The organism is Leeuwenhoekiella sp. CH_XMU1409-2 (assembly GCF_037029365.1).
In the GTDB taxonomy this organism is placed as follows: Bacteria; Bacteroidota; Bacteroidia; order Flavobacteriales; family Flavobacteriaceae; genus Leeuwenhoekiella; species Leeuwenhoekiella blandensis.
In genome coordinates, this window is the sequence record NZ_JAYMEI010000001.1 from 41357 (window position 1) to 58617 (window position 17261).

Annotated in this window: 10 protein-coding genes; 1 reads left to right on the forward strand and 9 read right to left on the reverse strand. The window is 38.1% G+C overall.

Going from position 1 to position 17261, the window contains the following annotated elements:
• Positions 1-35: 35 nt before the first annotated feature.
• From WA338_RS00135 to WA338_RS00150, 4 genes are all read right to left on the reverse strand, one after another.
• Complete coding sequence (locus WA338_RS00135) at positions 36-2450, reverse strand: sugar-binding domain-containing protein (protein WP_273016283.1); 2415 nt, start codon at positions 2448-2450, stop codon at positions 36-38.
• A gap of 271 nt (positions 2451-2721) precedes the next feature.
• Complete coding sequence (locus WA338_RS00140; protein ID WP_272987346.1) at positions 2722-4923, reverse strand: PepSY domain-containing protein; 2202 nt, start codon at positions 4921-4923, stop codon at positions 2722-2724.
• Positions 4924-4926: 3 nt separating this feature from the next.
• Positions 4927-5412 (reverse strand): DUF2271 domain-containing protein, encoded by a 486-nt coding sequence (locus WA338_RS00145; RefSeq protein ID WP_009780358.1) that lies wholly within the window; start codon positions 5410-5412, stop codon positions 4927-4929.
• 23 nt (positions 5413-5435) lie between these two features.
• Positions 5436-6935, reverse strand: coding sequence for an ankyrin repeat domain-containing protein (locus WA338_RS00150; protein ID WP_272987344.1), 1500 nt, complete (start codon positions 6933-6935; stop codon positions 5436-5438).
• A 360-nt stretch (positions 6936-7295) separates the two neighbouring features.
• On the opposite strand from WA338_RS00150, the gene WA338_RS00155 reads away from it, so the two are divergent.
• Positions 7296-8186: a DUF6607 family protein gene (locus tag WA338_RS00155; protein WP_272987342.1), complete on the forward strand. Its 891-nt coding sequence runs from the start codon at positions 7296-7298 to the stop codon at positions 8184-8186.
• 110 nt (positions 8187-8296) lie between these two features.
• Here the strand turns inward: WA338_RS00155 and WA338_RS00160 are convergent, their stop codons facing one another.
• From WA338_RS00160 to WA338_RS00180, 5 genes are all read right to left on the reverse strand, one after another.
• On the reverse strand, positions 8297-9517 hold the full coding sequence (locus tag WA338_RS00160) for a DUF4998 domain-containing protein (RefSeq protein WP_272987340.1): 1221 nt from the start codon (positions 9515-9517) through the stop codon (positions 8297-8299).
• A 16-nt stretch (positions 9518-9533) separates the two neighbouring features.
• A complete protein-coding gene (locus WA338_RS00165) occupies positions 9534-10751 on the reverse strand; it encodes a DUF4959 domain-containing protein (RefSeq protein WP_009780362.1) in 1218 nt (405 codons plus the stop codon).
• Positions 10752-10772: 21 nt separating this feature from the next.
• Positions 10773-12740: a RagB/SusD family nutrient uptake outer membrane protein gene (locus tag WA338_RS00170; RefSeq protein ID WP_009780363.1), complete on the reverse strand. Its 1968-nt coding sequence runs from the start codon at positions 12738-12740 to the stop codon at positions 10773-10775.
• Between the two features lie 17 nt (positions 12741-12757).
• Positions 12758-15958: a SusC/RagA family TonB-linked outer membrane protein gene (locus WA338_RS00175; protein WP_272987339.1), complete on the reverse strand. Its 3201-nt coding sequence runs from the start codon at positions 15956-15958 to the stop codon at positions 12758-12760.
• A 119-nt stretch (positions 15959-16077) separates the two neighbouring features.
• A complete protein-coding gene (locus tag WA338_RS00180) occupies positions 16078-17235 on the reverse strand; it encodes a glycoside hydrolase family 43 protein (protein ID WP_272987337.1) in 1158 nt (385 codons plus the stop codon).
• Positions 17236-17261 lie beyond the last annotated feature (26 nt).

Consider the following 17261-nt stretch of genomic DNA (forward strand, 5'->3'; position numbering starts at 1 on the left):
CCGTTTTAAATATCTAGGTTAGAAAAATACAAAACTTATATACTTTTGATTTTAATCGTATTAGATAGTTTTTTTGAATTCGTCACTTTAAGCAAAATATCCCCTTTTTCTGAAGTACTTCTGAGAATGACTAAAGCTCTTCCATTCCAGGTTTTTCTAGAATGACTTGGGTATGCTGTAGTGTCTTTGAGATTTGCATTGTCTGTCGCTATAATTTCTGCAGGTCCCTCTACTGTAAAGTCTAAAAGCTGGTCTTGAGTTGGATTCAGAATTCCTTCTTCATCCTGAAGCTCTACCTGAATGTAGGCTAGATCCTGTGCGTTGGCTACAAGCGTATTATTTTCTGCAGTCAGTTTAATCTGGTCAACAGCTTTGGCTGTTTGTAAGAGCGTGCTTTCTTTTAGAACTCCATTTTCAAAGGCTTTTGCTACCAAGGTTCCCGGTTGATATTCTACATCAAAACTTGCTATAAATTCAGTCTCTCGAGAAACCTGTTGTGCTTCAATCAGGCGGTTATTCAAGTATAGTTTTACTTCAGGATATTTGGTATATACTTCAACCGTAATTGGTTTGCCTACATGTTGAGGCCACGTCCAACTAGGCCAAGTAGGCCAAACCGACCACATGGTTTCTTTAATCTGTTTTCCTTCAGGATTAGGCTGCTTAACCGCCATATAGATCTTTTCAGAATTATTCCATAGCATATCTCGGTAATGCGAGATAGGCTTACGCCAACCTATTAAATCAATATCTCCACAATAGGCCCCATGCCAAGGAAAATGATCTGCAGACCAATGCTCGCCATCAGGTTCTTCACCGGCTATATAAAATCTACCTATTCCGGATTCGCCTAAATAATCCATCGCAGTCCACACATAATCTCCAATGACGTATTGGTGCTTTTGCGTCATATCCCAACAGAAAAAAGCATCACGAGGATACGATTCGGTTTGCACCATAACACGCTCCGGCACGCGCTCGTGATCAGACTCCGCGCGATGCAATTGATAATTATAACCACCTATATCGTGTACTGAAAATAAAGGATCAAAAATCTGCCAATCATTATCCCAAGTGGTCATTGCAGAAGTAACCGGTCGCGTTGTATCCAATTCTAAAACTGCATTTTTCAAAAGCTGTGCTGTTTTTACCGCTTCGGGATCTTTTCGTTCAATAATCTCATTACCAATACTCCACATTACGATTGAAGGGTGATTGCGATCACGTGCCACCATTGCCTGAATATCTTTTTTATACCAAAGATCAAAATACCTCGCGTAATCATAAGGTGTCTTTTCCGTTCGCCAACCATCAAAAGCCTCGTCAATTACGAGGAGACCAATACTGTCACAAGCCTTTAAAAACATTTCACTAGGAGCATTATGCGAAGTGCGGACCGAATTGAATCCGGCATTTTTGAGAAGTTGTACTTTGCGAATTTCAGCACGATCAAAAGCTGCTGATCCCAGTGCACCATTGTCGTGATGCATATTTCCCCCATTGATTGAAATGCTTTTACCATTAAGTTTAAAACCTTGCTCAGCACTGTAATCAATCGTTCGCACCCCAAAACTTTGTTCAACCTCGTCTATTAGTTTTCCTTCAGAATCAATTATAGAAACTTTTAAAGTATAAAGATTAGGGTTCTTAGGACTCCATAACTTCGGGTTTGGAAGTTCTATAGCTAAAGTTCCATTTCTAGTCTCACCCGGAGCATTCTTAAGGTCTAATTCTGATGTGTAGCTTCCATTTTCTGTTTTGACCGAAGCCGTGACCTTATATTCCTGAATACTTTCTGTCTCGTTTATTATAGACGTATTTATATTTACTGAAGCTTTATGTTCTGAAATTTCAGGTGTCGTAATAGCGATGCCATTTGTCTCAAAATGTAAAGGATTATTCACCTGAATATTTACGTGTCTATAAATACCAGAACCACTAAACCAGCGTGAGTTGATCTCTTCAGAATTGTCTACTTTAACGGCTATGACATTTTGTTCTCCAAACTTTAAATATTCTGAAATGTCAAAGTAAAAAGGAGAATAACCATAAGGTTGAATCCCCACTGAACGCCCGTTTACAAAAACTTCCGTATTCATATAAACTCCACCAAAATGAATAGAAACTTTCTTTTTCGCCAGCTCTTGAGGCACTTGAAATGTTTTTCGATACCAACCTAAACCATTTTTAAAATAGCCGCCAGCTCCTGCAGACGGGTTTTCTTGCGCTATAGGAAATTGTACACTCCAGTCGTGAGGTAATGTAAGATCTTCCCAACCGGAATCATCGAAATTTGGGTCAATAGCCTTCTCATCTGCACTTAAGCTGAACTTCCAACCGTGGTCAAAGTTTTGAGTTTTTGATGTTTTATCAAGATTTTGTTGTGCTTTTAGTGGTAACATGCTCAAAACGAACACAAAAACTGCAAGCAATGCATTTGGGTTTTTCATGAATTTTAAAGTATTCGGTAGGAAATCTTCACCTTTGAAAGCCTTGGGCAAAATGATTAAAATCTGATTTTAAGCCTTGCCTTCGCATTTAAAGAAATCGATTTCGTAATCTAAAGACAATGATATAATTATTTCAAGGTCAAGACAAGGTAATTTTTGCCCGATTTCGGGGTATAAAGTGTTCAGAAGAATTTGCTTAAAAGGGTTTGTAACCTAATTTACCATAAAGAAAGACCCTAATTGAAGCTTCTAATAAGAACAACTTCAATATTTAATAACAGTCCATCTTGATTTGACCGCGTTGCTGATAATAGCTTAAAGATTTTAATTGGTAGGTTTCACAAATAACCTGAAGCGCAGCGATCACTTCTTTTTGCATACTAATAGACCCACAAATCATTAGAACCGTTCCATTTTTTAATGCATTAGAAAAAGCTAAATGATTACTGGCGATCACGTGCTGCACATAGATTTTTTCTTTACCTAAACGAGAATATACCGGAAAAAATTTTGAAAGCACCCCACGCTCCAAAGCAGCACTGATATGGTTTTCATAAAGCGCAAAACTTGCTTCATTTTTAGCTCCCCAATACAAGACGCGTTCTTTTTTATTTGCATTATCAGTCATCATTCCTAAAAATGGAGCGATTCCCGTTCCTGTAGCAATCAGTATGGCTTTCTGATTTTTCTTTAAGTGAAACTCAGGGTTTTTAATACGTACGGCATTAAGTGAAGCTCCGACTTCAATATCATTGAGATAGTTAGAACACAGCCCAAATTCGTGTCTTTTTATACTTAAGAGCATTTCTCCATCTAAATTCTTTCCTATAGAATAAAGGCGCTCGTGTGTGTCTTTTTGCGGATAAATAGCCAATAAATCACCTGATCTAAATTTGATCGATTTCTCGGGACATACCGTTACTAAAAAAGTATCATCCGGACTTTCTTGAGCCGTCGTTTTTGCTATTACTTCAAATTTTTGAGGCTTTTTACGGGGCTTGGTTACCGTATTGTCTCTGGGAACTTCAAGTTTAAGGGCTAATCGCTCTCCCCATTGATCTACCCATTGATCAAAGGCCTCCCAGGATTTATTATTTATGGTGTACACCTTCAGTAATTCTTTGGCTACCGAGCTTGCGCGCAGCGCTTCATCTACATCAAAAGCATACTTACAATAGCTTGGATACGCCAACGAACCAAAACCAACCACACTGTAGTTAAATTGTGGGACGTCTTTAAACTTATCAAGCAAGTTTAAAAATTTGGTAGCGTTTGCAGGAGGATCGCCGTCCCCATACGTCGAGGTAAATATTACCAATTGCTTCATCTTTGGAAACTGCTGATATTTATCCATTTGGGTAAGATGAACCTTTATGTCTTTATTGAGTAGCTCTTTATAAAATAAACTCGCAAAAGACATCGTACTCCCAGTTTCAGAACCAACGAGGATTACAATTTCGCTTTGCGCAGCTTTAAATTTATTTTTGATTCTCCCTTTACGACGCATAAACGTCATCTTGAATCCTGAGTAAATAAAGAATAAAATACTAAAACACGCCGCCGCCAATATCACAGCCCAAATGACACTCCCACGACCTGTATGTAAAACCGTGCTGTAGTACGATAACATATTGACCAACGGATACGAAAGCTCACTAATTACTTCTCCGGTAACCTGATTAACGAGAAGCTCTCGATCGGTTAAACTTATTTTATAGGGATCTTCGACATCAGGACTAAACGGAAATTCGATATATCGAACATCTGCTATTGTTATATTTTTCAACGCGGGAAATTCTGCTAAATTCCTTTGTGGACTGTCGGTTATAGAAGCGTAGTCAACATCGTGAGTTAGCACGATATCAGGTAAAATTTCAAAACGCTGTAGCGAAAGGTAAACACCTGTAAGCGTAATGATAATGATAGGAATAAGCGATAAGCGTCCTAAATAAATATGATAATAGGAATAAAAATTATCCTTTATTATTCGGTTGAAGAACGCACGTATGCCTTGTTGCCTTTTGATGATTAAAATAAGGCCGGTAATACTGATAAGAAATAATAAAAAGGAAGCAAGACCTACAAAAAAACGTCCTGTGCTTTTTAAGAAAAGACTGCGGTGCAAGCTGGTTGCAAATTGAAAAATTTCGGCTTGTTTCTCAATTTCGCCTACTTTTTTTCCTGTTAACGGATTGATATAAAAATCACCGCTGTCGCCTTCCATACTCAGTACAGAAGCCTTCACAAAACCTGCTTCATCAATTTCAACACTTAAGACTTCGTCATAACTTGACTTAAGTGTATCGATGAGTTGCGTTACGGGAATCTGGGTTTGATCACCACTGTAGTTTAATGCAGCGTGATCAATAGGTTCAAACGCCAGAATGATTCCTGTTACAGAAGCAAGAAGTATGAATAAAAAAGAAGATACAGCCAATGCTAGATGACTGTATCTCCATATTGATAAAATCATAGATTAATTGCTTGCCATCAACCGTACATATCTTATGTAACCTTTACCGGCAAATTTACCATTAAGGCTTGCCTGATCAAGCGGAATCATAAGATCATCCTGATAATACTTTTGATCTTCAACAGCGGTTTCAAATCTCAGTTTATAACCACTGTCTATCTTGTCCTGAGCAATTTTGAATGAACCTATCCCACGGCCACCGGCACCTACAGTAGCTCCGGCAATACCATCGATATTTTCATTTTTTACTTTTTGCTGCTCCCACCATCCGGTAAGATCTGGATACCACTCTTCGTCATCTCCCTGAACTAAAAGGGTTTTTTCATACTCACCTTCAGGATTGATGAGCGACACAACAACATAGGCACCTTCTCCGCTATAGTTAGTTATTTGAATTAAACATTTAAATGTGGTTTCTGCAGGTTCTTTTTCAACAAAAGAAAAAAGTGTAAAGCAGAATAATCCTAATACTAATGTTTTTAATCTCATAATTTAAAATGAATTGTAATCGCTTATTTTAAAAATTCTATGCTTGCTTTGCTGCTGGCTAGAATTTCGTTTTCACTGGCAAGATCATAAATACTCTCACCAAAATCTGTAGTTACACTGGTATCTGCACCATTAGCTACAAGCAACTCTAGAATTTCAGTATTGTCTGCTCTTAATGCTGCAATTTGCAATGGTGTATTTCCATCTTTATCAGCCTGATTAACATCAATTTCTAAAGCCAAAGCTTTTTTGGTTAAAGGCAAACTGTTTTTCTTAACGGCTAACAGTAGCATGTTCTCTTTATTCTCTTGAGTAGCAGCAAAATCAACGCCTTCTTCTGCAAGCAACTCCATTTTTGCTTCAAAAGCTGCTGCGTTACGTGGATTGTAAGCATCAACCAAATAGAACATTAATGTATTTCCTTTATCGTCAACATCAGATGTATCTGCACCTTGCGCAATTAAATAACTTACCACTTCGGGGGAATTTCCTGCAACGGCTCTACTTAACGCTGAAACACCTTCTTCATTAGTATGATTAATTGCTTCAGTCTTCTCTTCAAATAATTTTACTACTTCTAGACTATTTCTAGAAGATGCATAGATAAGTGGTGTGTTTCCTTCACCGTCTACCGCAGTAGGATCTACTCCTTTTTCTAAGAAATAATTGAAAATGTCCATATCCTGATTTCTTCCGGCAAGCACGTGAAGCGGATTGGTTCCTGTAGTGGTAGTAACGTTTGCTTCAATACCCAATTCTTCTAAATATTTAAATACTGAAAGCGGACTAGAACCACGGCGAGAACCTTGTGCGGCAGCAAGTATTGCGTTTCCGCCTTCATTATTTGTAGCTTTAGGATCAATACCTTTTTCGATGAGCTTGTTCATCATTTCTACATTTCCTGAGCGGGCAGCATAGATGAAAGCGTTGTTACCATCCTCATCGGTATCGGTAAGAGCAAGACCTTTATCTTCAAAATAATCGATCATTTTGAAGTCTTTTTGACTTGGTAAGATCAAAAGCAAAGCGTTTGCACCGTGATGCGTTTTTTCTACTTTAGGATTAGAACCCTTAGCGATTAAATAGTCATAAATCTTAGTATCTGTAACACCGGCATTGGCAGCAAAATTAAGCACCGAATAGCCGTGATCATCTACAAGGTCCATTTTAGCACCGGCATCAGCAAACTTTTTTACTAAAGGAAAATTTCCTCTAGAAGCCGCCCAAAAGATATAAGTACGACCATCGTGCGTAAGTTTGTTTACTGAATTTCCCTCTTGAGCAAAAAGATAGTCAATCACTTCTTCTGAAGCATCGCCAAAAATAGCCATCACCACAGGATCAAAATTACTTCCGTTAGCCTCTGAAGGATCATTGCCTGCAGCGACCGAAGCTTTAACTTGTGCTAAGGAAGGTTTTTGACCCCAAAAATCTCTAGAGAGTAATTGGTTTGACTCTTGCGCTGTGAGCGTTAAGCTAAAGAGTATTACAAGAGCGCTAATTATATATCGCACTGAATTCATTATTTATTCTTTTTTAGATTAATTATAAATAGGTGGGTAAATTTAATTATTTTTTGGTTTTCGGTCTATCTCTTACTTGAATATTTTCAGGATTAATTTTAAAGTTAAAATAGATGAGCAAACTATGCTACATAAAGCGTTTCGGCACAAATACAATTCAATAAAAATGACATTTTGTTCTGGCCATTTCCTGTATTATGTTCATTACTTCTTACTTCCCATTATCGAATCATAGTTCAAGCGTTCGACCTTCAATCTCCTACTTCTCTCATTCGACAACAAAACTACTGAATTATTTTATTTTTATTTAATCTAAATAAGATATTTTGTTAATTTTGAAATATCAAAACTATATTTTCTATGAAAAAACTACTACAATTCACTGTACTGCTTCTATTTATAAGTATTTCTGTTCGAGCTCAATCTAAAAAGGATCAAGACAAACAAGCCATAAAAGATATGTGTGGTTGTTATGAAGTAACTTTTAAATATGCAGAAACTTTTTCTCCAGACGGCAATTACACAAAGCACGACGATTACTATGCGTCTGCCCTAGAATGGGCTCAGCTTATTGAAGATGAAGAAAACAAGATCTCCATTCAGCATTTACTTGTTGTACAAGACACGATGGTGATTAAACATTGGCGTCAAGATTGGAGTTTTGAAGACCCAAATCTTTTTATCTATGATGCTAATAACACCTGGAATCGTGTTGAAAAGGATGATCAAAGCATTAAAGGGCAATGGGCGCAAAAAGTATATCAAGTAGATGACAGTCCTAGATATTCCGGTTCTGCCACTTGGATTCACGTTGATGGTAAAAAAATCTGGCAAAATACAACTCCTGCTCCTCTACCTCGCAGAGAATATACACATAGAAGTGATTACAATATTATGGAGCGTAACAATCAGGTTCAAATCACCACGTACGGATGGTTACACGAACAGGATAACTCAAAAGTATTGCACGCCGCTGATGCCGATGATCGCATAATAGCAGAAGAAAAAGGATATAATATTTATGAACAAGTAGCAGATGAGCGCTGCGCAGCTGCACAATCATGGTGGGAAGCCAACCAGGAACTCTGGGCAAAAGTCAGAAAAGAATGGGATCGTATTTTGGCATCAAAAGAACGCCTTAAATTGAAAAAGAAAGTTGATGGAAAACGCCTTTACAGTGTTTTGTTTGATCTTAAACCAACTGCAACAACCGCAGAAATACATCAAGCGATTATTGCATTTGTTGAATGAGTGGAATGAACTTTCCTAAAATTAAAAGAGTCCTCAAATTGAGGACTCTTTTTTTTCTTTAAACGTTTTAAACACACTTACATATAAACGTTTAAACTAAAACCATGTAATTATTCTGAAACCACAATATCCCAAGAACGTACGTTACAAAAACGTCCAGGGTTTCCATCCTTTTGAGTAGTAATTTGTCCTACGGTAATTGTTGAGTTTTCGTCTAAGCTAAATTCTAATCTGTAGGTGTATTCATTACCCAAAGCTGCGTTAATTCGTTTATAAACCAATACATTATCTGCCGTTTGTACATCTGAAACATCTGGTAATGCGTCACCTTTTGCCACAACAAAATAAGAACCTCCTTCATCTGTTAAGGAATGGTTTGTATCACGTATCAAAACATTAAGAATATAAGATGCTGGTTGTACATTGGTTACACTTTGATAAATTTTACCATTGGTTATCGCGGGAGCTCCCCATCCTGATTCCATATTAAAAATATTGCCATTCCATTCATCCCAACCCCCGTAGCCGTTATGAATTTTCACAGGTTCTGTTGTAGTCCAATCCTCTAAGATCCCCCATCTTCCAGATATAGATGACGCTTTAAAAGGTATTGCAGCATTAACCAGTACCGGTTTTGAAATAGGTGTAAACGAAACATATTCGGTATAAAAAGTATCAATCGCTGTTTCTTCAGGTTTAAATACCGTACGATATTGATATGTTGACAACGGTTTAAAATCTGTAATAGACCAAACATCCTCAGCGATTGGGACAAAAACGGTGGTTTCAACATCTGCTGTATTGGTATAAACAACCTCGGTACCAATAACCCCACTTGAAAGATCCATACCGGCATATGCAATAGCCAGACTGTCTTCAATTAGGTTATTTGCGGTTACTGGTCTATTAAAAAGTGTATTTTGATAACGCTCACCATACACAGTTCCTGTAATGTTGGAAGCTAAAGATTTATTTCCTTTTGCATCATAAGTGCGTAACTCAAAGTTGTAGATATTCTCAGGAATACCTTCTATCATCACTTCTAATGTATCTATACCTTCTGAACGTGTTACAGGAACGGAAATGGAATCTCGCTTATCATTCCAAAACACTCTTAGCTCGGTGATTTTTGGATCTGCGTTTACGACACCTTGCAACATGATTCGATTATTTCCTGAAAAGGCTTTTAAAGAATCTATACGTTCGGTATAGCTGATTTCGCCATCAGCGGCAAACTTTTTATAGTCGTCATATTCCTCTTGAGTACACGACCAAAAAATTGATCCAAGCCCCAAAAAGGTGATTAATGTATATTTATAGATGTTTTTCATAAGTTCTAATTTTTAATTACAGATTAGAATTACCATAAACCTGTAGTTCTGCAATACCCATAGCATAGGTTCCTGCCCAGTTATCAATCATTTCAATTCTTATATAGCGCATAGGAGGAGCATTGGGATCAATATCCCAGCTGAATCCGCTATTTGCCGTCTCAAAATCTTCGTTATTACTTTGACCGTAAGGCAAACCACTTGGCTTTACTTCTTCATAACTACCTAATAATGTCCACTCGCTAAGATCTCCTGTTGGCTCTAACTCAGCCGAACCATAAATCTTCAACTCTTTCATACAGACGTTATAAAAATATTCGCGACCGCTACCATTACCTCCATCATAGTATTCAGGATAATCCCAAATCACAATACGACTAAGCTTGGTAAGCACACCTATGTCAAAACTAGTGATGTGCGTATCTTCGATAAAGTTACCTTGCGTTAGATAACATCTGGGCCAGTCCCAGTTATTGCCATCCCACATCCCACTTTTAGGTGTAGAATTATGACCTGGTGCATCGTTAGGTAACCTTAAGTCACCATAATTTGATTTAGGAATAGCTTCTTCAAATAAAGGTGTAATCGTGCTTTCTAATGTATCTGTATAGTTTAACCATCTATCACGCACAGTAAAACCAAAATCTTGGGCAAGCGTATCTAAACCTCTTAGACGTCCATTGATGATATCTGTTGAAGTATAAATACTGTTAGGGTCTGTCACATATTCACCTTGCTCATTCTTAGTGAGAATAAGTATCGCAATATCCATACGCTCTGGATTTTCGGCGTTGACGAAAATTCCACCAAAAGCTTCTCCTACATCCAGACTGTTATATACATCGAATATTGGAGACTGCAGCGGGTTTACGGTAACGGTTACCGGTGCCGAAGCTACTTCACTTCTATTTACAGCAACCACCTCAACTTCAACATCTTCATTCCCAGTAAAACCTTCTAGAAGCATTGAGTTTTGATAATAGGATGCTTTTACTTCCATTTCTCTACCTGTGGGCAACGTATAATTTGCTTTTATATATAACAAGTCCTCATCATCAGGCAAGGTATAGGTAAGCTTTGCTTTACCTTTAAGATTCTCTACCTGAAGATTTGAAATTTGCTGTGGTGCACTAGAATTTGCTTCCAGCGGCACTTGATCAACTTCTTCTGAGCAGCTCCACAAAAGGACCACAAGACTCAAAAAGAATATTTGCTTTAATGTTTTTGTTTTCATAATCTAAATTTTTTAAGGATTTTACCAACCTGGATTTTGTACCAAATTGGTATTTCTTATAAGTGATGTCTCACTTAAAGGCCAGAAGTAATCTCTTGGAGATACAAAACTTTGAAGATGAATGGTACGCACCTGATAATAGGCTGCTTCAGATTCTCCAAAGACATTCCAACCTTGTACATCATCATTAAATTCTTCTACGGCACGTTTCCATCTCAATAAATCCCAATAGCGCTGTCCCTCAAAAGCGAGTTCGATCATACGTTCTTGTTGAATAATGCTGCGTAAACCATCTTGTGTTGTAGGTTTATTAGGATTAACCGAATGTGCAGCCCATGATTCTACTACGCCGTCAAGTCCTGCACGATCGCGTATACGGTCTATATATTCATAGACTTCAGCGCTAGGCCCCTCTACTTCATTCAAAGCTTCAGCATACAACAAGTATAGATCTGCGAGACGCATCTGTGGCCAAGCATAACGCTCAAAAGAACCACCGTCATTACTAAAAGTCATTCTCCAGTTTACCAGCTTTTTACAATAGTACCCTGTCTCGTTAAAGAAAAACGGATGATCACTACCACTGTAGTCACCAAATTTCCCTTCAATATGCCATTTGGTCTCATCTTGTAATGCATCACGCTTATACCATGTACTACCGTCAAAACCAAGGTCTGCATAAAAACGTGGCTCTCTGTCAAAATTCAATCTGGAAGTACGGTAACCTTCTTCAATATTGAAGCGCTCTTCTGGTGTAGCTTCACGCAGTTCTAAAATATCGTTGAAGTCATAATTACGATCTTCGGTAATTGGGACTCCATTATCGGTATAGAATAATCTTGCCATCGTAATCGTAGGAGACAATACCTTACGTGCTACACGTGTATTATGTCCTGCCTCTAATGGCGCCATTGCACTTGCCTGTAACCCATCTTCCCCGTCTGTTAAACTCTGCGTATTAGGCCAAATCAACTCTATACTTTCAGGATCTGTAATGGCATTGCGTATGCTCAGTTTAGTCACTGTAGTATCAGTAAGATTAAAACCTGTAACTGAAGAGTTGAATCGAAAAAGTTGAATTCCTGCTGTTTCTGCAGCGTCTATAGCTTCTTTAGCAGCATCTGCGGCCTGTTGCCATTTGGTTGGATCATAGGTCGTGTTGTAAAGTGGTGTACCATCGGTGTTTACCATGGTCGACAGATCTGCGTTACCGTTATAAAGCGGACTCGCAGCAGTGACCAACACTTTTGCCTTTAATGATCTTGCAATTACCGAAGTAATTCTACCAAACTCGGTATTGATATCTGTAATAACCGGAGGAAGAACAGCCGCTGCTTCATCAAGAAGTTGAACTACATAGGCTATACCCTCGTCATAAGGTTCTCTTGATAGATCAAATGCCGGTGTAGGCGCATCAATGTCTACATTTTCTCTAATGATGGGTATAGCCCCATAAAATTTCATCAGATAGAAGTGGTAATATGCCTTTAAAAATTTGGCTTCAGCAATCCAACGCTCCCGCTCTGACTGCGTGATATCGGGTACATTATTCTCATCAGACATATTTTCTATAAAAATATTACAGTGTCTGATTCCATCCCAGATCTCAGGTCCGTCATAAGGGGCGCCTGCTTGATATTCACCTTGCCATACATTGAAATATGGATTTGAAACGCGCTGTCTACCCAATGCAATTTCTAGAGCAAAATAATCTCCATTCTCACGATTGTCTGGTACCCACATTTCATCTCCAGCTAAAAACCCTGCATTTCTACGCGGATGACCTAGACGTGGCATATAGGAGTAGCAAGTAAAAAGATACTTTTCTGCCTCTTGACGTAAATTAAAAATCTTATCTACAGTAGCAAGTCCATCGGGTACAACATCTAAATAATCGTCCTGACACGAATTAAACCCAGCGAGTGTCGCCAAACCAAAGGCAACAGCTGCGGTACGATTCAATAGTCTTTTATATAGTATATTTTTCATAATTCTTTATTCTAATTTTAAAAGTCAAATTGAAGACCAAGGTTATAAGCTGTTTGAATAGGATAGCCTAAACCATTACCTCCCATTTCAGGATCCCATAAGTCAAAGCTGCTCCACACGGCAAGGTTGATCCCACTGGCGTAAATACGCAAGGAGCGAATACCCAATGCATCTACCAGCTTTTCTGAAGCTCTATAACCAATCTCTACATTTTTTAACCTTAAGAAGTCATTGTTTTGTAACCACCAAGAAGAGCTCTGAGCATTGTTCTCTACCACATTTGGACTCAATCTTGGCCAAAATGCATAAGCATCTCTATTGTCTTCAGACCAATAACTATCTGCGATAAGTTTTAAGAGCCCATTTTGTTGACCTAATTGATTACCAGTTCCTAAGACAAAAGGTGAAATAGCAGCCGAATTAATCTGAAATGACGATCGTGCAGAACCTTGAAAGAAAACACTTAGATCAAAATCTTTATATCCTACAGTTCCTCCAAAACCATAGATCAACTCTGGAGTAGTAGGTAATCCAATTGGAACACGGTCTAATGAAGTAATCACACCATCACCATTCACATCCCTATATTTAATATCACCACCGGTATAATTACCAAACTGTGTTGGAGAGTTATTGACTTCCTCCTGATCTGTAAATAAACGTTCGGCTATATAGCCATACATTTGAGAAGCATTATTTCCTACCTGAGATAAATATCCCAATTCGTCAGGATAGTTGAGCTCATTAGTCTGTACGACCTCGTTTGTAGCAAAGGTCAACGTTGCTCGTGCTTGCGTCCACCACTCTTGATTGATTTGGCGGTTATAATCTAGCGACAAATCGATTCCCTTAGATTCTAATTCAGCAAAATTAACCTGCGGATTTGCAGTTAAACCAATGACATCTCCAATCTCAGTTCTACGTTGTAGAATATTGGTTCTGTTTTGTTGATAGATTTCTGCAGTGAAGTTTAAATCACGCCATAAACCTATGTCAATCCCAATATTAAATTGTTCTGAAACTTCCCATCCAATATCAGGATTTGCATAACGATCAATTGAAATACCGGGTCGTCCAAAATTATATTCCTGTCCAAAGGTTGCTCCAAATCCACCATTATTAGGGTTCACACGCGATAAGTAAAAGAAACGATCTTCCTCTGCATTACCAATCTCATCATTACCGGCTTTACCATAGGTGAATCGTAACTTAAGATTACTAAACGTGTCCTTTAAACCTTCAAAATATTTCTCGTTAGATATCACATAACTCGCTCCAAATGAAGGGAAAAACCCATACCTATTGCTTCGGTCAAAACGCTCTGAACCATTATATCCAAAACTGAACTCAGCAATGTAACGCTTATCAAATGCATAAGTAAATCTTCCTGAAAATGTATGGTTTCTGTACTGTAAAGATTCTTGAAGATTATCATAGTCTGTAGTCTCATAACTCTGAAGTACGTTGATCAAGAAACCTGATACTGCATGAATATCATTAAAAGTTTTATCATAGTTCAGCGTAAACTGATTATAAATCCTTGAATTAGACTGATTGTTTGAGCCCGCAAGATTTAAGAATTCTGTACCGGGAAGACCAATAGATGATTGTGTCCCGTCATTCAACACGCGCAATTGAACACCTCCGTCTACCGGGTTTCTAGAGGCTTGATAATAAAATGGATTATACGCTCTACTAATAGAATATGTATTATATCTACGTATGTAGTTCATCGTACCAATTTTTAAACCTTCAGTTATAAAGTCGAGCTCTTGATCTATTGATATCTGTGCCTGAACGGTTGAATTTTTGGTCGTTCTATACCCTCTAACCATTTCTGCATAAGGGTTTGTATAGAGTGCATTACTGGCAAGCGATAGAGGTGCATTACCAAATAGAGGATGTTGTGCTAAAGGATATAATTCAGCAGGATAAATAGAGGTAAAAGCCACTGGGTTTGCATTCACTGTAGAGGCAATGATGTCACCACCATTTGAAATTGGTCCATTATAATCATCAAACTGGCCGTAAATATTAACGGTAGCCAAGGTCGTTGGCGTAAGGTCAATATCTAGTTTACTCCGTAACGAATAGTTTTGAAGTTTGATATTACTATTAAAATTGTTGATAGGATTTACATCTAGAATACCGTTATCAATATTATACGTTCCTGAAACATAATATCGGGCACGTTCAGAACCACCACTTGCACTTATGTTGAAACTTTGATTTATAGTATACTCTTTGAGTATCTGATTGATCCAATCATTACTAGGATATAAATAAGGATTATCTCCTGCTGCCGTACGGTCTATCTTGGTTTGTGAATACGGTAGAACAGCTAAAGGATCACGTGTGAGCGCCGCTTCATTAGCCAAACGCATATAAGTGATATTATCTGCAAATTCAAAGTTTTGCGTATTGGTCGAAACTCTGGAAGCTGCACGTGCACTGAATTTTGCTTTTCCTGCTTTACCGCTTTTGGTAGTTATCAAAATCACCCCGTTTGCTCCTCGAGCACCATAAACCGAAGCTGCCGCAGCATCTTTCAGTACAGAAAAGGTATCGATATCGTCAGGCTGTAAACGTGCCAAATCTGTAGATGTAGACTCTATATTATCGATAAGAATAAGTGGATTACGTTTTCCTGAGCCAAAAGTACTTAAACCACGAATGAAGAAATCTGAATTGTCTGCTCCAGGCTCTCCAGATCGTTGAAAAGAAACCATTCCAGGAACACGACCTGCCATCATATTGGTCAAGTTATTGGTAGGCCCTTTTAATTCTGCAGGATTGATCGTGGCAATGGAGCTTACCTGACTTTCCTTTAACTGTTTACCTCCAAAAGCGATAACCACGGTTTCTTCTAAAGATTCTGAGCTTAAGCTCATTGTAACGTTTATCGTTTCTTGGTCAGAAACAACAACTTCTTTGGTCTCAAAACCAACAAAAGAAAAAACTAGTGTTGATCCCGGAGAGACGCGTATAGAGTAATTTCCATCAAAATCTGTTGAGGTTCCATTTTGTGTACCCTTTTCAACTACCGTTACCCCTATTAAAGGTTGATTGCTATCACTACCGTCATAGACAGTACCTGTAATAACCTGCTGTGGTTGATCATAGGCCCTATTTGCATCTAAAGCATATGAATAACCAGACACCACTAAAAGCAATAGATAAAGTCTGGTTTTTATAACCATTTTGAGTGTGTATATCATAATTGTGTGTTGTAGTATTCTTTCAATAATGTGATTTTCAATTGTTAATTAAGTTTCTGCTAACTGCTATTGTTTCCATAATTTTTCATTTTTTGGCTTTATTAGTTAATATTCAGTTTTTATTCGGCAGGTGTTGATTCTTGGAGTTGCCAAGTGTCCTGCCATTTTATTTCGGGCTTTCCGTTATTGATTTCCAGTGGCAACCATATATACCTTCCGTCTATATGATTTTTAGGATTCCATCTATCACCCATATAGATGTACGAAGTATCTGTTTTGCTTACTACCGGCAGGATAAATGTACTTTGGGAATGAAATGTGACATTACTGTGTTTACCTTTGGCCGGATTTCCAAGAGATTCCCAAGGACCAAAAATGGATGTCGCTTTGAACGATCTCGCAGGATTAGGAGCCCAACCTGTAAGGCCTGAAGTAATCATATAATAGGTTGATCCTTTTTTAAAGATTGCCGGCGCCTCGTTTTGACCTCCCGGTTGAATACGTGCCCATTTCCCGGTAAAACCTAGATAATCATCAGTAAGCTCAGCGATATGCAGCGTTTGATTTTCTTCTGAAGAATGAATATGATATGCACTACCGTCATCATCCACAAAAAGGGTCATGTCTCTAGACATTTGACCTTCTTTAAAATCGCGTCTAACATATAGACCATTTTTAAGCGCAGTTGTCCATTCTGGTGTCCACCACTCCAACTTATTATCTGAGGCGCTGCTTAGCTTTTGATCTTCTGAAAAATTAATGGGCCACTGCCCTGCATTTGGTCTATAGGATTTGAGATAGGTAAAAGGTCCCATAGGAGATTTACTGGTTGCCACACCTGTTCTTGCAGCTGCATAGCCTTGACCTTTGAGTTCAAGGTGAAACCACATAACATAGTTTTGCGTTTTCTCATTATATATAACTTTTGGGCGCTCTATTACAGATCCAATGGTGATTTCAGAATCAGGATCTTCTGACACACTTAGTGCCACTCCTTCATTCGTCCAATTGTAAAGATCAGTAGATGAATAAACTCTGACCCCTACCTGTGCCAGACTGTTTTTATTTTTATGCTCACCATACCAATAGTAAATTCCATCTTCTTCAAATATCCCACCACCATGCGCATTTATGTGCTCGTGGTTGGTATCTAGCCATAGCGATCCTGGTGAAAAGTAGGTATGTTTTTCAGAGAGTTGCGCATTAGAAAAATACCCACATAGCAATCCAAAAAACAACAACATTAAAAATTTCTTTACATATTGTATGTTTGCCATAGTTGTTATAAATAGTTAAAATATTG